The organism is Dankookia sp. P2 (assembly GCF_050632255.1).
Classification (GTDB): domain Bacteria; phylum Pseudomonadota; class Alphaproteobacteria; order Acetobacterales; family Acetobacteraceae; genus Paracraurococcus.
Map to the genome: position 1 here is coordinate 4,831,010 of NZ_CP192581.1, position 15,312 is coordinate 4,846,321.

Sequence of the window (15,312 nt, forward strand, 5' to 3'; positions counted from 1 at the left end):
CAACATCTGGAACCGGGATTTCTTCAACGCGCTCGAGCAGCGCGACCGCCCCGCCTTCTTCGGCCAGATGGGGCTCTTCGTCGGGCTGACGCTGGCCAGCATGGCGACTGCCGTGTTCCAGCTCTATGTCCGGCAAGCTGCTGCAGCTGCACTGGCGCGAATGGCTGGTCTTCCGGCTGCAGCACCGCTGGCTGGAAGGCGGCCGGCATTACCAGCTGGGATTCCTCGACGGCGCGGCCGACAACCCGGACCAGCGGATCAGCGAGAACACCCGCTGGGCGACGGCCATGGCTGTGGAGCTGGCGATCGGGCTGGTCACCTCCGCCCTCATGCTCGTCTCCTTCGTCGGGATCCTCTGGACCCTGTCGGGGCCGCTGCATGTCGCGCTCGGCGGCACCGAGTTCGACATCCCCGGCTACATGGTCTTCGCCGCATTGCTGTATGCCGGCATCGGCAGCTTCCTGACCTGGCGCATCGGCCGGCCGATGGTCGAGGCCAATGTCCGCCGCAACGAGGCCGAGAGCGACCACCGATCTCGCCCTGGTGCGGATCCGCGAGAGCGGCGAGGGCGTGGCGCTGATCCGCGGCGAGGCCGACGAGGAGCGCGGCCTGCGCCAGGCCTTCCTGCATGTCGCCGACGTCATGCGCGACCTGATGCTGAGCGAGCGGCGGCTGATGTGGCTGACCAGCGCCTACGGCATGCTGCTGACCGTCTTCCCGGTCCTGGTCGCCAGTCCGCGCTACTTCTCCGGCGCCATCACCCTCGGCGTGCTGATGCAGATCTCCTCGGCCTTCGGCCAGGTGACCACCAGCCTCAACTGGTTCGTCGACAACTTCCCGCGCATCGCCGACTGGCGCAGCCATGTGGAGCGGGTCGCGGAGCTGGAGGACACGCTGGAGGCCGAGCTGCTGACCGAGGCCGGCGAGGGCATCCGCATTGAAGAGGGTCCCGAGCCCGATGGGCGGGAGGTGCTGGCCTTCCGCGATCTGCAGATCGCCCAGGCCGACGGCAGCACGCTGATCGCCGAAGCCAATGCCGAGATCGCCGCCGGCGAGCGCGTGCTGATCGTCGGCGAGAGCGGGACCGGGAAATCCACCCTGTTCCGCGCCATCGCCGGGCTCTGGCCCTGGGGCGGCGGCGAGATCCGCATCCCGCCGCGCGAGGCGATGGCCTTCATGCCGCAGCGGCCCTACCTGCCGCTCGGGACCCTGGCCGGCGCGCTGGCCTATCCGCAGCCGCCCGACCGCTTCCCGGCCGAGCGCCAGGCGGCGGCGCTCACCCGCTGCGGGCTGGAACACCTGGTGCCCCGGCTCGGGGAGACCGAGCGCTGGGACCGGATCCTTTCGCTCGGTGAGCAGCAGCGGCTGGCCTTCGCCCGGCTGCTGCTGCACCGGCCGCGCTGGGTTTTCCTGGACGAGGCGACCGCGGCGCTCGACGAGGCCAACCAGGACACCATGATGCGCCTCTTCCCCGAGGAGCTGGAGGGCACCGCCCTGATCTCGATCGGTCACCGGCCGGGTCTCGACGTCTATCACGACCGGACGCTGAGCCTGGTGCGCGGGGCGGAGGGCGCGAAGCTGACGGCGCGGCGCCGCCGCAAGGCGGCGAAGCCGCGGGAGGTGGAGGCCATGGTGGCGGAAGGTGGCTGGCGCCGGCTGCTGCGCGGGGCGCGGGGCTAGCGGGGCCGAATTGACCCCGCGCGGGCGCCACCCCTACCGTATTGGATCTCTGGGTCCGGAACGTCCCGCGCATGAGTGCCGAGCCGCCAGACGCGCCGCTGCCGGTCGGCTACCGCCAGGCGGTGGTCACCGGCATCACCGTGCCGCTGACCTTCTCCCTGGTCTATTTTCGCTTCATGGTCTTCGAGCTCGACGAAGGGCACTGGACCGGCTGGTGGGTGGCGAGCGCCCTGGCCGCCGCGGCCTCGATCCTCATCCAGGGCTTCAGCCGTGGCGCTCGCTGCAACTCGCCGACGACCGGCGCGCCGCCTATGCCGTCACCATCCGCTGCTTCGGCTGCGGCCTGCTGCTGCTGGTCGGCAGCCTGGCGCTGAGCACGGTGGCCTCTCTGCTGGACTGAGCGGAGCGGGCGCGCTCGCTCCGCACCGGTCGGTCAGCGCCAAGCCGGCCGGCCCAGGTTGACGTCCCGGCCGCTGGTCAGCGCGCCGCCGGCCGCGCCCGCGGCGCCGCCGATCAGGGCGCCGGTCCCGGCGCTGCCGCCGGTCAGCGCGCCGATGCCGGCGCCGGCACCGGCGCCGAGCAGCCCGCCCGAGACCGCCCGGTCGCCGGTGGAATAGCCGCAGGCGCCAAGTCCGAGCGCGCCGAGGGTCAGCAGGCCGAGCGCGATCTTCCGCATCCTTCGTCTCCTTTGTTGCATTTGCCGTGGGGCTCAGGAAACGCCGGCCGTTACGCTTCGGTTGCGCCGCCCGTCGGCCACGCCGGCGTGCGCCACGGGGGATTCGGTGAAGACTCGGACAGAAGGCTTGAGCCCCGCGCGGCAGGCGGGTAAGGCACGGCCACAACCCGAACCCCCGCATTCGTGAACGTGGGCCCCGGGGCGGGCCACCGGCGCCGCCGCGGGACCACGACGACCGACGCCCCGGGTCAAGACCTCTGAGTAGAAGGTTTCCTTCGCATGTTCTCTCGCCTGTTCGGCTTTCTCTCGGCCGACATGGCCATCGACCTCGGGACCGCGAACACGCTGGTCTATGTGAAGGGTCGGGGCATCGTGCTGAACGAGCCGAGCGTCGTCGCGATCGCCGACCACCGCGGCCGCAAGCAGGTGCTGGCGGTGGGGGAGGAGGCCAAGCAGATGCTCGGCCGCACCCCCGGCAACATCGCCGCCATCAGGCCGCTGCGGGACGGCGTGATCGCCGATTTCGAGGTGGCCGAGGAAATGATCAAGCACTTCATCCGCAAGGTGCACAACCGCCGCAGCTTCGCCTCGCCGATGATCATCGTCTGCGTCCCCTCGGGATCCACCGCGGTCGAGCGTCGGGCGATCCAGGAGAGCGCTGAGAGCGCCGGCGCGCGGAAGGTGCTGCTGATCGAGGAGCCGATGGCCGCCGCCATCGGCGCGGGGCCTGCCGGTGACCGAGCCCTCGGGCTCGATGGTGGTCGATATCGGCGGCGGGACCACCGAGGTGGCGGTGATCTCGCTCGGCGGCATCGTCTATGCCCGCAGCGTCCGCGTCGGCGGCGACAAGATGGACGAGGCGATCATCTCCTACATCCGCCGGCAGTTCGATTGGCTGATCGGCGAAAGCAGCGCCGAGCGGATCAAGATGGCGGTCGGCGCTGCCGCCGTCCCGGACGATGGCGACGAGGGCCCGGCCATCGAGGTGAAGGGCCGCGACCTGATGCATGGCGTGCCGCGCGAGGTGGTGGTCAGCCAACGGCAGATCGCCGAGAGCCTGGCCGAGCCGGTCAGCGCCATCGTCGAGGCGGTGAAGGTTGCGCTCGAGAACACCCCGCCGAAGCTCGCCGCCGACATCGTCGACAAGGGCATCGTGCTGACCGGCGGCGGCGCCCTGCTGCACCGGCTGGACGAGGTGCTGCGGGCGGCCACCGGCCTGCCCGTGGTGGTCGCCGAGGAGGCGCTGTCCTGCGTCGCGCTCGGGACCGGACGCGCTCTCGAAGAGATGAAGCGGCTTCGTCAGGTGCTGACTTCCATGTATTGATCAGCTGTCAGTTGAGGCCCCTGGAGCCCGCGTGATCCGACTGAGCGTGCCGCTGCGACAGGCCCTGTCGCGCCTGTCCCTGCCGCTGCTGATCGCCCTGGCGTTCGGCACGATGCTGCTCGGCAAGGCGGATGCGCTGCTGGCCGAGCGGGCACGGATGGTCCTGGCGGATGCGCTGACGCCGATCTGGGCGGTGCTGCAGGAGCCGGTGACGGCCATGCGCGACGCGGTGCGGGAGGCCGAGACTCTGCTGGCGATGCGCGGCGAGAATGCCCGGCTGCGCGAGGAGAATGCCCGGCTGCACCGCTGGCAGGCGGCGGCGCTGGCGCTCGAGGCCGAGAACGCCATGCTGCGCCGCCAGCTTCGCCTTCGTGCCCGATGCGGCGCCGGCCTTCACCACCGCCCGCGTGGTCGCCGATGGCGGCGGCACCTATGCCCGCGCCGTGCTGCTCGCCGCCGGGCCCAACCACGCCGTGCGCAAGGGCCAGGTCGCGCTGGACGAGCGCGGCCTGGCCGGGCGGGTGACCGAGGTTGGCACGCGCTCCGCCCGTGTGGTGCTGGCGACCGACATCAACAGCCGCATCCCGGTGGTGCTGGAGGGCAGCCGGGCGCGCGCCATGATGGTCGGCACCAACGGCGCCCGGCCGCGGCTGCAATACTGGCCCGCCGGCAGCCGGCCACAGGAGGGCGACCGCGTCGTCACCAGTGCCGAGGCCAATGCCTTCCCCGCCGGCCTGCCGGTCGGCGTGGTGCGCTGGACCGGCTCTGGTGCCGCGGAGATCGAGCTCTTCGCCCGGCTGGACCGGTTGGACGTACTGCGGCTGTTCGACTACGGCCTGGGCGGGATCCTGCCGCCCGAGGCGGTGGCGCGGCCCGAGCCGCGGGCCAGGCGGTAGCCGGCCATGAAGGGTCGGCCCGCCCCGGCCTCCGGGCTGTTGCGGCAGATCGACGCGCTGGCGCGCGCCGTCCTGCCCGGCGGCCTGACCGCGCTCCTGCTCATGCTGGCTGTCGTCCCGGTCGGCGTGCCCGGCCTGGTGCCGGCGGTGGCGCTGCCCTGCGTCTTCTTCTGGTCGGTCTTCCGCCCGGCCGCGCTGCCGCCGCCGGCGGTCTTCGCCCTTGGGCTGCTGCAGGACCTGCTGACCGCGGCGCCGCTCGGCACCGGGGGGCTGGTGCTGCTGGTGGTGCATGGGCTGGCCGCGCGCTGGCGCCGCCTGCTGGTGAAGCAGTCCTTCCTGCTGGTCTGGCTGGCCTTCTGCGCCTTCACCGCCGGCGCGGCAGCGCTGGGCGGCGCCTTGCAGGCGCTGTTGACCTGGCAGGTCCTGCCGGTCCCGCGCGGCGTCTGGCAGGCGCTGCTGACCGCCGGCCTCTATCCCGCGCTGGCCTGGCTGCTGACCCGGGTGCATGAGGCGATGACGCGGGCGGAGGCGGCGCCATGAGCGGCCTGGGCAGGGGCGTCCGCAGGGAGGAGGAGGAGCGCCGCGGCGTCTTCACCCGCCGGGCGCTGGCGCTCGGCACCGGCCAGCTGGCGCTGTTCGGCTTCCTTGGCAGCCGGCTTTGGCGGCTGCAATCCGAGGAAGGCGAGCGCTACCGGACGCTGGCGGAGGAGAACCGGCTCTCGGCCCGGCTGCTGCCGCCGCCGCGCGGCCAGGTGCTGGACCGCCAGGGCCGGGTCGTCGCCGGTAACCGGCTGAACTGGCGCGCCCTGCTGGTCGCCGAGCAGACCCAGGATGTCGGCGCGACCATCGAGACCTTCTCCCGCATTGTCCCGCTGCTGGACCACGAGAAGGCGCGGATCGAGCGCGAGGTGCGCCGCCGCCGCCGCTTCGTGCCGGTGATCGTCCGCGAATTCCTGGCCTGGGAGGAGATGGCGCGGATCGAGGTGAACGCCCCCGACCTGCCCGGGATCCTGATCGATGTCGGCACCACCCGGCTGTACCCGGAGGGCGAGCACCTCTCGCACATGGTCGGCTACGTCGCCCCGCCGGCCGAGCGCGACATGGACGGCGACCCCTTGCTGGAGCTGCCCGGTATCCGGGTCGGCCGCGCCGGGATCGAGCGGTTCCACGAGCTGCCGCTGCGCGGCCGCGCCGGCGCGGTGCAGCTCGAGGTCAATGCGGTCGGCCGGGTGATCCGCGAGGTCGACCGGCGCGAGGGCGTGCCGGGCCAGGACGTGCAGATCTCGGTCGATGCCGAGCTGCAGAAGGCGGTGCGCGGCAAGATCGAGGAGGGGACCAGCGTCGTCGTGCTGGATGCGCGGACCGGGGAGGTGCTGGCGATGGCCTCGCAGCCCTCCTTCGACCCGGATGTGTTCAATGCCGGCGTGTCCAATGCGCAGTGGCGGGAATGGACCCGCAACCGGGCGACGCCGCTGATCAACAAGGCGACCAACCGGGCTCGTATGCGCCGGGCTCGACCTTCAAGATGATCGTGGCGCTGGCGGGCCTGGAGGCGAAGGTGGTGACGCCGGGCGACCGGGTCTTCTGCCCCGGCCATCTCGACCTCGGCGACACCCGCTTCCATTGCTGGCGGAAGCAGGGCCACGGCAGCCTCGACATGCGGAACGCCATCAAGCATTCCTGCGACGTCTATTTCTACGAGATCGCCAAGCGGACGGGTATCGACCGCATCGCCGCCATGGCCAACCGCTTCGGGCTCGGCGTCGATCTCGAGATCGAGCTGCCGGGGACCAAGAAGGGGCTGGTCCCGACCCGGGCCTGGCGGCAGGCGCAGGGCAAGCCCTGGAACCTCGGCGACACCATCGTGCACGGCATCGGCCAGGGCTTCTACCAGCTCACCCCGCTGGCGCTCGCCACCATGGCGGCGCGGATGGCAACCGGGCGCGCGGTGCAGCCGCATCTCACGCGCAGCATCGGCGGCAGGCCGGCGCGGGGTGGGCGGGCGGAGGACTGGCCGAGCCTCGGCATCCCGGAGCGCGACCTGAAGCTGGTGCGGGAAGGCATGTGGGCAGTGGTGAACGAGCCGGGCGGCACCGCGCTGGCGGCCCGGCTGCCCGGCAATCTCGGCGTCATGGCCGGCAAGACGGGCTCGGTCCAGGTGCGGCGGGTCAGCCGGGAGCAGCGCGAGCGCGGCTACAAGGCGGAGAACCAGCCGCGCGAGTGGCGGCCGCATGCGCTCTTCGTCGCCTTCGCCCCCTATGACAACCCGATCTATGCCGTGAGCGTGGTGGTGGAGCATGGCGTGAGCGGCTCGGGCGCCGCGGCGCCGTTGGCGCGCGACGTGCTGGTCGAGGTCTTCAACCGCTTCCGCACCCCGCCCGCGCCGCCCGCGGCGCCCGGCCCGCGGGTGGCTGAGGCCGGCCGGCCGGAGGCGGGCCGATGAGCGGGACAGCCCCCTTCGAGCGACGGCTGCTGACCCGCGACCGCGGCGACGGGCTGCTTGAGAAATTCTGGCGCATCCCTTGGCTCTTCGTCCTGCTGCTCAGCGCGGTGGCGGCGATTGGCTACGTCGCGCTCTATTCCGCGGGCAACGGGCCGGAGGCCTATGCGGCGAAGCATGCGCTGCGCTTCGGCTTCGGCCTGGTGCTGATGCTGTCGATCGCCGTGGTGGACATCCGGCTGATCGCCAGGATCGCCTGGGTCGGCTACGCGCTCGGCGTCGGGCTGCTGGTGCTGGTGCTGCTGCACGGCAATGTCGGCAAGGGCGCGCAGCGCTGGATCGATATCGGCCCGCTGCAGCTGCAGCCCTCGAAGCTGATGAAGATCATGCTGGCGCTCGGCCTCGCCGCCTGGTTCCGGCGGGCGAGCTGGGAGCGCGTCGGCAACCTTTTCTTCCTGGTCCCGCCCGCGGTCATGGTGCTGGTGCCGGTCGGGCTGATCCTGAAGCAGCCGAACCTCGGCACCGGGCTGATCACCGCGATGATCGGCGGGGCGATCTTCTTCGCCGCCGGCGTGCGCCTGTGGAAATCCGCCCTCATCCTGGCGGCCGTCGGCACCGCGGCGCCGATCGCCTACGACCACCTGCGCGACTACCAGAAGGCGCGGATCACCACCTTCCTCGACCCCGAGAGCGACCCGCTCGGCGCCGGCTACAACATCATCCAGTCGAAGATCGCGCTGGGCTCGGGCGGGATGTGGGGCAAGGGCTTCCTGCAGGGGACCCAGGGCCACCTGAACTTCCTGCCGGAGAAGCAGACCGACTTCATCTTCACCATGATCGCCGAGGAATTCGGCCTGGTCGGCGCGCTCGGCACGCTCGGCCTGCTGAGCCTGGTGGTGGTGTTCTGCTACCTGGTCGCCTTCCGCTGCCGCCACCAGTTCGGGCGGCTGCTGGCGGTCGGGCTCGGCACCAACATCTTCCTCTACGTCTTCGTCAACATCGCCATGGTGACCGGCAGCATCCCGGTGGGCGGGGTGCCGCTGCCGCTGATCTCGCATGGCGGCTCGGCGATGCTGACGACCATGCTGGGCTTCGGGCTGCTGATGTCGGTGCATGTGCACCGCGATGCGGAATTCGGCCCGGCCCAGGAGTGACCCCGCGGCGTTTCAGCGCCGCGCCGCGGCCGGCATGTTGCCGGACAGGCAGGCGCTCATGAACTCCTTCCGCGGGTCGCCGGCGAAGCTGGCGGCTGCCGGCCTCGGCATTGCAGGTCTTCATGCGTTCCTGCTGCGCCGCCTGGGCCGCGCTCGGCCGGTTGGCCGCGACCGGCATGTTGCCGGACAGGCAGGCGCTCGTGGATTCCTTCCGCGGGTCGCCGGCGAGTTGGCGGGTGCCGGCCTCGGCATTGCAGGTCTTCATGCGTTCCTGCTGCGCCGCCTGGGCGGTGCTCGGCTGGGAGGGCCCGGCGCCCTGGGCGAGAGCCGCGGCGGGCAGGGCGATGGCCAGCGCGCTGGCAGCCAGAAGGGTCTTCAGGGACATGCCGGATCTTTCCTTCACCCGAGGGCGGACCGAAACTTCAACGATTTAAGCCGCCATTGCTCCCGGGAGGCAACCGGCATCATTGCATCGGGGCGGGCTGCAGCCGGATCCAGTCGCCATTGCCGACGTCGCGGCCGGTCAGGGCGCGGATGAACCCCAATGGCTGACCACCAGCGTCCGGTCGCGGTCCGGCCAAGCCGCGGTCTCGGCGCGGAACAGCGCCACCCGCGCCTCAAGCTGCGTGTGCGGCTCCTCGATGGCGGGCCACCACACCTCCTCGATGGCCGAGAAGTCCAGCGCAGGCCAGGCCAGCGCCAGCTGCAGCCGCGGCGTGCCGATGTCGCAGCTGGCGGAATAGCGTTCGCGGATCCGGAGGTGACGGTCACCGCCAGGCCGCGCCGGCGGGCGATCGGCGCGGCGGTCCTGCAGGGCGCGGGTATAGGGCGAACAGAGGATGCGACCGATCGGCTCGCCGTCCAGCGCCGCCGCGGCGGCCTTCGGCCTGGGCCTGGCCGAGCGGCGTCAGGGGCGCGTCCGGTATGCCCGGGTCCTGCCCGGTCGCGCCGAAATGCAGGTTGAAGGCGCTCTGGCCATGGCGCAGCAGGATCACGCGCCGAGCGCCTGCTGCAGCCGCGCGGCATAGCGGTCCACCGCCCGGCGCAGCCGCGCAGCCCTCCGCCGCATCCGGCGCGGCGTCGAGCGCCATGGTCCAGGCGCCGAGCTGGAAGGCGCAGTAGCAGGGCAGCAGGAAGCCGAGCAGGCCGCGGTCCACCGGCAGCACCGGGTCGAGGCCCAGCTCCACCATGGCCCCGGCGACATCCCAGGCGATGTCCTGGCAACCGATCAGGTCATGCGCGGCATGGTGGTCCACCGCATCCGCCTTCAGCAGCCGCTCCGTCCGGCAGCGCCAGCCATTCCCAGGCCTGCATCCGGTTGTCGGTCTCGACCGGCCGCATCCCGGCGCCGAGGCGGGCAAGGTCGGCGGCGGTCCAGCGGTCGAGCCGCGCGGCCGCGGCCTCGCCCAGCGCGGTCGCGGTGTTGTGGCGGAGGCCATGGCGTGCAGTGCCGCCGGCCCGGCGCCGCGGCCGGGTTCGGCAGGGAAGGCGCGGGCGCGATGATTCGAGATAGCCGGCAGCCCGCGCGGCCAGCCGGTCGCGCGGGATCGCCGACCGGGCCGAGCGGCGCTGCGCCTCCGCCAGCCAGGGCTGCACCAGGAAGCCGTGCCGCAGCCCGGCGACCGGCGGGGCGAGGCCGGCCGCGGCCAGCCGCCGTCGCGCTCGGCTTTCCGTTCGCCCTCGGCGCCAAGGCCGATGAGATTCCAGCAGCCACGTCCGGCCGCCGGCGGGAACCAGATACTTCCGCCGTTCCTGCATCGCATGCGCGGGCGGCCAGCCGGCGGTATCGCCGCAGAGCCGGGCGCGCCAGGCGCCGCCGGCGATGTCCTCGGGCGGCGCCTCGGCAGGGCCGGTGAGGTCGGCGACCCAGCCGGGCGAGGCGCGGCAGCACCGCCACCTCGAAGCTGCGGAGGTGGCGGGCGGCGGCGTCCCAGCGAGCGCGGTGGGCTGGGCTGGCCATCTGCCCCGGCGCGCCGGCATGGCTGGGGAAGAAGGCGATATCTGCGGACGGGGTGCCTGCGCCTCCAGCCAACCGGCCACCGCGCCGAAGGAACTGCCCGACAGGCCCGGCCCTCATCCACGACCGCCACGGGATCGCCGCGGCCGAGCCGCGCGGCGAGGCCGGGGCCCACCGCCACCTCCCGCCGGAAGGGATGCCCGGTCGGGCGCAGTGTCGCCGGCCGCCCGCTGCCGAGGCCGGCCGCGACCATCGCCGCCAGCGGCGCGCCGATGCTCCGCGGCCCGATCACCCGCGTGGTCGTCGGGAGGCCGGAGGCCTCGGCGGCCAGCGCATAGGTTTCGGGGTAAAGGGCGTAGAAGGCGAACCCCTCGGCGAGCCGCGTGTCGATGCGCGCCGGCAGGCCGTGCAGGCATTCACCGGCATCCGGAACGGCAGCGCAGCCGTCATGCCAGGACCGGCGCAAGGCCGTGGCACAGGTCAGCAGCAGGACCATGGCCCAATCCTGCTCCCGGGGAGAGCTCGTCCATCCCGCGCGCGGCGAAGTCGGCGTCGGCGATGCCCTGGGCCAGTTCGCCGGCCTCGATCAGCGCGGCGGCCAGGGCGGCGTGGCGTTCGAGGCCCGGTGGCATGGTTGCGGCCCGTGCCAGCCGCGCCGCGATCGCGGCATGCCGCGCACGTGGATCGGCGCTGTGCTGCCTGTCGCCATAGACCAGCATCGCCCCCCTCCGTCGCTTTGGGAGGCAACGCGGCGGGGCGCTGCGAGGTTGGCCGCCGCGCGGCAGTACCAACCCACAAGCAGGAAAGGCGGGGTTTGGGGAGGGAATATTTTTCCTCCCCAATCTTCCTGACGTCTTCAGAGATACCGCTGGATGTCCAGCGTGCTCTCCCGCCCGATCGTTGTCGAAATGCTCTGCGCAGGAACCGGTCCGCCGCCTCCCAGCCGTAGTGGCGGATGGTCTGCAGGAATTCCCAGTCGCCGTTCAGCTTGGTGGAGAGCTTGAACTTCCGCATCCGCTCCTCGTCCTCGACGCAATGGAGGAAGATGCGGCGATACCTCGGTTGTTCGAGCCGGCCCAGATCGAGCAGCCGCTGGACGAAGTCGATCGCCCGCATCTCCGCCGCGAGCGCAGGCGTTGAAGCTGATCTCGTTCAGCCGGTTCATGATGTCGGAGGGCGTGGTCGGCAGCTCGTTCCGCATGATGGCGTTGATCTGCACCAGCGAGCAGGATGTCGGGCGCGCCGCGCTCGTAATACAGCGGCCAGATCGCCGGGTTGCCGAGATAGCCGCGCGTCCCAATAGGCCTCGCCGTCGATCTCGACGGCGCGAAACACGTTCGGCAGGCAGGCGGAGGCGAGGATGACGTCGGTCGTCACCTCGGTGCGGGAGAACACCCGCGGCTTGCCGGTCCGGACGTTGGTCGCGCTGATGAACAGCCTGATCGCCTTCGGGTCGCGCTTCAGCCGCGCCTCGTCCAGGTTGTCGGCGATCACCTGCGCGCAGCGGGTTGAACTCCGCCATGAAGGGATTGACCTGGTAGGGCGAGACGACGCGGGTCAGCGTCTCGAAGGTCTGGTAGGCGACCGAATCAGGTCAGATCGTAGCCCCAAAGCGCCTTCTCGAGCGGCGTGTTCTGCAGCGGGCTCATCGCCAGCCGCCCGGCCACGTCGCGCCACATCCGGTCGAGCGCCTTCTTCGCCCCCTCGCGGCCGCCCTCGGCCAGGCCCTGGACGAAGATCGCCGCGTTGATGCCGCCGGCGGAGGTGCCGGAGACGCCGTCGAAGACGATCCGCTCATCCTCCAGCAGCCGGTCCAGCGCACCCCAGGTGAAGGCGCCATGCGTGCCGCCGCCCTGCAAGGCGAGGTTCAGCCGCTTGGTCGCCACCGGCTTCGCCACCGCGAGGCTGCGGCAGCGGCCCAGGCGCCGTGGAGGGAGGGGGATCAGCGCCTCCGGCAGCGGACCCTCGGCCCGCAGGTCACCGGTCGGGGCCGAGCCAGGCTTTCCGGCGGGGGACTCGCCCGGCCCCTCGCCCGTCTCCTTCGCCATCAATTGGCCAGCCAGCCCCCGTCGATGGAGATCGCCGCGCCGTTGAAGCCGTCGCTGCCCGGGCCGCAGAGGTGCAGCGCCATGCGGGCGATATCCTCGACCTCGACCCAACGCTTGGAGGGCTGGTGGACCAGCAGCAGGTCGGTCAGCGCCGCCTCCTCCGAGGACGTTGTGCGCCTTGGCCAGCGGGGCGATCTGCGCCTCGGCCAGCGGGGTGCGGACGAAGCCGGGGCAGATGGCGTTGCAGGTGATGTGGCTGCGGGCGATCTCGAGCGCCACCGTCTTGGTCAGCCCGACCACCGCGTGCTTGGCGGCGACATAGGCGGACTTTTCGGGGAGGCGACCAGCCCGTGCGCCGAGGCGATGTTGATGATCCGGCCCCAGCCGCGCTGCTTCATCCCGGCAGCGCCGCGGCTGTGATGGCATACCAGTTGGAGGCGAAGTTGATCGCCATGATCGCCTCGAACTTGGCGTCGAGAGTGCGTCGATCGGTGCGACGAGATTGGATTCCGGCATTGTTCACCAGGATGTCGACGGACCCGAGCGCCGACTTCGGCCTCGGCGATCATCTGCCGCACGCCCTCGGCCTTCGAAAGGTCGGCCGCGGTATAGGGCGCCTCGGCCACGCCCATGGCGGCGCCGACCCCGGCCCGGGCGCTGGCGATCTCCTCGAGGCTTGCCGAAGCCGTTCAGCATCACCTTCGCACCCGCCTCGGCGTAGAGCCGGGCGATGCCGAGACCGATGCCGCTGGTGCTGCCGGTGACCAGGGCGGTGCGGCCGGTAAGGGTTTTTTCCATCGGTGGTCGGGTCCTTCGCAGGTGCGGCATGAACGCTCAGGGCAGCCGTTTGAGCAAGCCGATAAGCCGCTTCGTGAAGGGCGACAATAATTTCGGGCTGTAGAACTCGCCTGCTGCGCGCTTGCCGCCCTCGGACAATGTCGGATAGGGCAGGACGAGGCCGGCCAGCGCCGAGAGCGGCAGCTTGCGGCCGATCATCAGCCCATAGAGCCCCGCCATCTCGCCCGCCCGCGGCGCCAGGATGCCTGCGCCGAGCAGGCCTTCCCTTGGCGGTCACCACCAGCTTGACGAGGCCCTCCGGGCGGCCTTCGGCGATGGCGCGGTCGTTCTCCGACAGGGGCCAGCGGTGGATGCGGAGGTCGTCATGGCCCGCCGCGCGCGCCTCGGCCTCGGTCAGGCCGACCTGAGCGATCTCCGGGTCGGTGTAGGTGACGCGGGGCAGGGCGGCGTAGTCCACCCTGGTCCCCGGCAGGCGGAACAGCATCGACCGCACCAGGATGCCGGCATGCTGGCCGGCGACATGGGTGAAGGCGCGCGGCCCGATGCCTGTCGGGTCCGCGATGTCGCCCACCGCCCAGACCCGCCGGTTGGAGACCGAGCGCAGGTCGGCCCGCGTCCGCACGCCCTTGGGCCCTGCCTCGACCTGGCCGGCCACCAAGTCGAGCCCGGCCAGCCGCGGCGCCCGGCCGACCGCCAGGAGCAGGTGGGTGCCGGCGATCCGGGTGCCGTCCTCGAGGATGGCGACGACGCCGGCGCTGGCCGAGGGGCTGTCGGGCTCGAGCTGCTCCAGCCGCGCCAGGGCCTGGCCCTCTGCCAAGGTGACGCCATCGGCCAGCAGGGCGGCGCGCACGCCCTCGGAGAGTTCCTCATCCTCCCGCGCCAGGATGCGGGGCGCCGATCTCGATCACCGTCACCAGGCAGCCGAGCCTCGCATGCGCCTGCGCCATCTCGATCCCGATCGGCCCGCCGCCGAGGATCAGCAGGTGGCCGGGCGGCTCATCGAGGTCGAACAGCGTCTCGTTGGTCAGCCAGGGCACGCCGTCGAGCCCCGGCAGGTCGGGGATCACGGCGCTGCTGCCGGCGGCGATGACGGCGCGGCGGAAGGTCAGGCGCCGGCCGCCGGCCTCGATCTCGTCGGGCGCTGTGAAATGGGCGGAGGCCTCGATCACCTCGACCCCCATGCCGCGGTAGCGCGCCGCGCTGTCATTCGGCGCGATCCGGGCGATGGCGCCCTGAACATGGGCGCGGACCCCGGCCCAGTCGATCTCGGGCGGGGGCAGGCGGATGCCGAAGCGGCCGGCGGCGCGCGCCTCGGCCGCCGCATGCGCCGCGGCGAGCATAGCCTTGGATGGCACGCAGCCGTAATTCAGGCAGTCGCCGCCCATCTTCCCGCGCTCGATCAGCGCGACATTCAGGCCCAGGCCGGCACTGATGGCGGCGACCGAGAGGCCGGCGGCCCCGGCGCCGATCACCACCACGTCGAAGTCAGGCATCCCGCGTATCCCCGTTCATGCGCCGCGACCGGCCGCGCCACCACGCCCCGGCCAGCGAAAGCGCCGCCAGGCCGAGCAGCGGCAGCAGGATGCCCGGCGAGAAGATGATGGAAAGGTCGGGCCGCCGCCCGGCCTCGAAGACCTCGCCGAGCCCGGCGCCGATCCCGGCGAAGACCGCGGTGCCCGGGATGATCCCGAGGACGGTCGCCGCCGCATAGGGCGCCAGCCGCATCCCGGCCAGGGCCGGCGCCAGGTTGAGCAGCCAGAAGGGCACCACCGGCAGCAGCCGCAGCGAGAGCAGGTACCAGAACCCGTCGCGTTCCAGCCCCGCCCGCAGCTTGCCCATCAGCGGCCCGGCCCGGCGCGCCAGCGTCTCGGCCAGCGCGTACCGGGCCGCCAGGAACAGCGCGCAGGCGCCGAGCGTCGCCGCGACGACCGCCGCCGCGGTGCCGAGCCAGGGGCCGAACAGGAAGCCGCCGGCCAGCGTCATCACGGCACCGCCGGGCAGCGAGAAGGCGACCACGGCGACATAGGCCAGGACATAGAGCAGCGGCGCCGCGACCGGATGCGCGGCGACGAAGCCGGCCAGCGCCGCCCGGTGCGCCGCCAGCGCATCGAAGGACAGGCTGCGCTGCAGGCCGAGCGCATAGGCCAGCCCCAGCGCGCCGAGGATCAGCGCCAGGGGCCAGAGCCTGGTCCAGCCGGGCCGTGTCATCCTGTCATCGGGCATGCAATGCGGGGCCTCGTCGCGGCGTCCGCCCGGCCTACGCCAGCGGCGGCGATCGCGCCAGCGGGGGGCACACCATGATTGACGAAGACCCCGCAGCCTCCCTATAGGTGCGCCCC

The 15,312-nt window shown here is 72.2% G+C and carries 21 protein-coding genes and 4 pseudogenes; 10 read left to right on the top strand and 15 right to left on the bottom strand.

Features of this window, described 5'->3' with window-relative positions; translation table 11 throughout:
* Positions 1–125: 125 nt before the first annotated feature.
* The 3 genes and pseudogenes from ACQ86J_RS28675 to ACQ86J_RS28685 all read left to right on the top strand — a co-directional run.
* Positions 126–476: pseudogene (locus ACQ86J_RS28675) on the top strand (SbmA/BacA-like family transporter); the annotation flags it as partial.
* Positions 477–543: 67 nt separating this feature from the next.
* On the top strand, positions 544–1,680 hold the full coding sequence (locus ACQ86J_RS28680) for an ABC transporter ATP-binding protein/permease (protein ID WP_431268196.1): 1,137 nt from the start codon (positions 544–546) through the stop codon (positions 1,678–1,680).
* A 71-nt stretch (positions 1,681–1,751) separates the two neighbouring features.
* Positions 1,752–2,054, top strand: coding sequence for a hypothetical protein (locus ACQ86J_RS28685; RefSeq protein WP_431268197.1), 303 nt, complete (start codon positions 1,752–1,754; stop codon positions 2,052–2,054).
* Between the two features lie 59 nt (positions 2,055–2,113).
* Here the strand turns inward: ACQ86J_RS28685 and ACQ86J_RS28690 are convergent, their stop codons facing one another.
* On the bottom strand, positions 2,114–2,356 hold the full coding sequence (locus ACQ86J_RS28690; protein ID WP_431268198.1) for a YMGG-like glycine zipper-containing protein: 243 nt from the start codon (positions 2,354–2,356) through the stop codon (positions 2,114–2,116).
* Between the two features lie 279 nt (positions 2,357–2,635).
* On the opposite strand from ACQ86J_RS28690, the pseudogene ACQ86J_RS28695 reads away from it, so the two are divergent.
* Positions 2,636–3,680: pseudogene (locus tag ACQ86J_RS28695) on the top strand (rod shape-determining protein).
* A gap of 7 nt (positions 3,681–3,687) precedes the next feature.
* Here the strand turns inward: ACQ86J_RS28695 and ACQ86J_RS28700 are convergent.
* On the bottom strand, positions 3,688–4,077 hold the full coding sequence (locus ACQ86J_RS28700) for a hypothetical protein (RefSeq protein WP_431268199.1): 390 nt from the start codon (positions 4,075–4,077) through the stop codon (positions 3,688–3,690).
* Between ACQ86J_RS28700 and mreC the strand changes: the two genes are divergently transcribed.
* The 6 genes and pseudogenes from mreC to rodA all read left to right on the top strand — a co-directional run bounded on the left by mreC (position 4,052) and on the right by rodA (position 8,170).
* Positions 4,052–4,576 (top strand): rod shape-determining protein MreC, encoded by a 525-nt coding sequence (mreC, locus tag ACQ86J_RS28705; RefSeq protein ID WP_431268200.1) that lies wholly within the window; start codon positions 4,052–4,054, stop codon positions 4,574–4,576. The two genes, ACQ86J_RS28700 and mreC, sit on opposite strands and share 26 nt — an antisense overlap.
* Positions 4,577–4,582: 6 nt before the next feature.
* Complete coding sequence (mreD, locus tag ACQ86J_RS28710; protein ID WP_431268201.1) at positions 4,583–5,116, top strand: rod shape-determining protein MreD; 534 nt, start codon at positions 4,583–4,585, stop codon at positions 5,114–5,116.
* A pseudogene (locus ACQ86J_RS28715) lies at positions 5,113–5,760 on the top strand (penicillin-binding protein 2); the annotation flags it as partial. The gene mreD and the pseudogene ACQ86J_RS28715, both read left to right, overlap by 4 nt.
* 186 nt (positions 5,761–5,946) lie before the next feature.
* Entirely contained in the window at positions 5,947–6,105 is a 159-nt protein-coding gene (locus tag ACQ86J_RS28720; protein WP_431268202.1) for a hypothetical protein, read from the top strand.
* A gap of 2 nt (positions 6,106–6,107) precedes the next feature.
* Positions 6,108–7,019: a penicillin-binding transpeptidase domain-containing protein gene (locus tag ACQ86J_RS28725; RefSeq protein WP_431268203.1), complete on the top strand. Its 912-nt coding sequence runs from the start codon at positions 6,108–6,110 to the stop codon at positions 7,017–7,019.
* On the top strand, positions 7,016–8,170 hold the full coding sequence (gene rodA, locus ACQ86J_RS28730) for a rod shape-determining protein RodA (protein ID WP_431268204.1): 1,155 nt from the start codon (positions 7,016–7,018) through the stop codon (positions 8,168–8,170). Before ACQ86J_RS28725 ends, rodA begins: the two co-directional genes overlap by 4 nt.
* Before the next feature lie 12 nt (positions 8,171–8,182).
* Here the strand turns inward: rodA and ACQ86J_RS28735 are convergent, their stop codons facing one another.
* From ACQ86J_RS28735 to ACQ86J_RS28795, 13 genes and pseudogenes are all read right to left on the bottom strand, one after another.
* The gene (locus ACQ86J_RS28735) at positions 8,183–8,281 is read right to left on the bottom strand and encodes a PsiF family protein (RefSeq protein WP_431268205.1); all 99 of its coding nucleotides are present in this window, start codon (positions 8,279–8,281) and stop codon (positions 8,183–8,185) included.
* Positions 8,280–8,555: pseudogene (locus ACQ86J_RS28740) on the bottom strand (PsiF family protein); the annotation flags it as partial. The gene ACQ86J_RS28735 and the pseudogene ACQ86J_RS28740, both read right to left, overlap by 2 nt.
* 138 nt (positions 8,556–8,693) lie before the next feature.
* The gene (locus tag ACQ86J_RS28745) at positions 8,694–8,828 is read right to left on the bottom strand and encodes a hypothetical protein (RefSeq protein WP_431268206.1); all 135 of its coding nucleotides are present in this window, start codon (positions 8,826–8,828) and stop codon (positions 8,694–8,696) included.
* 109 nt (positions 8,829–8,937) lie between these two features.
* Entirely contained in the window at positions 8,938–9,426 is a 489-nt protein-coding gene (locus tag ACQ86J_RS28750; protein ID WP_431268207.1) for a hypothetical protein, read from the bottom strand.
* Entirely contained in the window at positions 9,404–10,150 is a 747-nt protein-coding gene (locus ACQ86J_RS28755) for a hypothetical protein (protein WP_431268208.1), read from the bottom strand. Before ACQ86J_RS28755 ends, ACQ86J_RS28750 begins: the two co-directional genes overlap by 23 nt.
* A 423-nt stretch (positions 10,151–10,573) precedes the next feature.
* A complete protein-coding gene (locus ACQ86J_RS28760; protein ID WP_431268209.1) occupies positions 10,574–10,846 on the bottom strand; it encodes a hypothetical protein in 273 nt (90 codons plus the stop codon).
* Positions 10,847–10,983: 137 nt separating this feature from the next.
* Complete coding sequence (locus ACQ86J_RS28765) at positions 10,984–11,346, bottom strand: hypothetical protein (RefSeq protein WP_431268210.1); 363 nt, start codon at positions 11,344–11,346, stop codon at positions 10,984–10,986.
* A complete protein-coding gene (locus ACQ86J_RS28770; protein ID WP_431268211.1) occupies positions 11,289–11,621 on the bottom strand; it encodes a patatin-like phospholipase family protein in 333 nt (110 codons plus the stop codon). Before ACQ86J_RS28770 ends, ACQ86J_RS28765 begins: the two co-directional genes overlap by 58 nt.
* 95 nt (positions 11,622–11,716) lie before the next feature.
* Positions 11,717–12,475 (bottom strand): patatin-like phospholipase family protein, encoded by a 759-nt coding sequence (locus tag ACQ86J_RS28775; RefSeq protein WP_431268212.1) that lies wholly within the window; start codon positions 12,473–12,475, stop codon positions 11,717–11,719.
* 94 nt (positions 12,476–12,569) lie between these two features.
* The gene (locus ACQ86J_RS28780; protein WP_431268213.1) at positions 12,570–12,698 is read right to left on the bottom strand and encodes a hypothetical protein; all 129 of its coding nucleotides are present in this window, start codon (positions 12,696–12,698) and stop codon (positions 12,570–12,572) included.
* A gap of 42 nt (positions 12,699–12,740) precedes the next feature.
* A complete protein-coding gene (locus tag ACQ86J_RS28785) occupies positions 12,741–13,823 on the bottom strand; it encodes a hypothetical protein (RefSeq protein WP_431268214.1) in 1,083 nt (360 codons plus the stop codon).
* A gap of 16 nt (positions 13,824–13,839) precedes the next feature.
* Positions 13,840–14,466 (bottom strand): FAD-dependent oxidoreductase, encoded by a 627-nt coding sequence (locus ACQ86J_RS28790; protein WP_431268215.1) that lies wholly within the window; start codon positions 14,464–14,466, stop codon positions 13,840–13,842.
* Positions 14,459–15,196, bottom strand: coding sequence for a TVP38/TMEM64 family protein (locus tag ACQ86J_RS28795; RefSeq protein ID WP_431268216.1), 738 nt, complete (start codon positions 15,194–15,196; stop codon positions 14,459–14,461). The genes ACQ86J_RS28790 and ACQ86J_RS28795 overlap by 8 nt, the downstream gene beginning before the upstream one ends.
* Positions 15,197–15,312 lie beyond the last annotated feature (116 nt).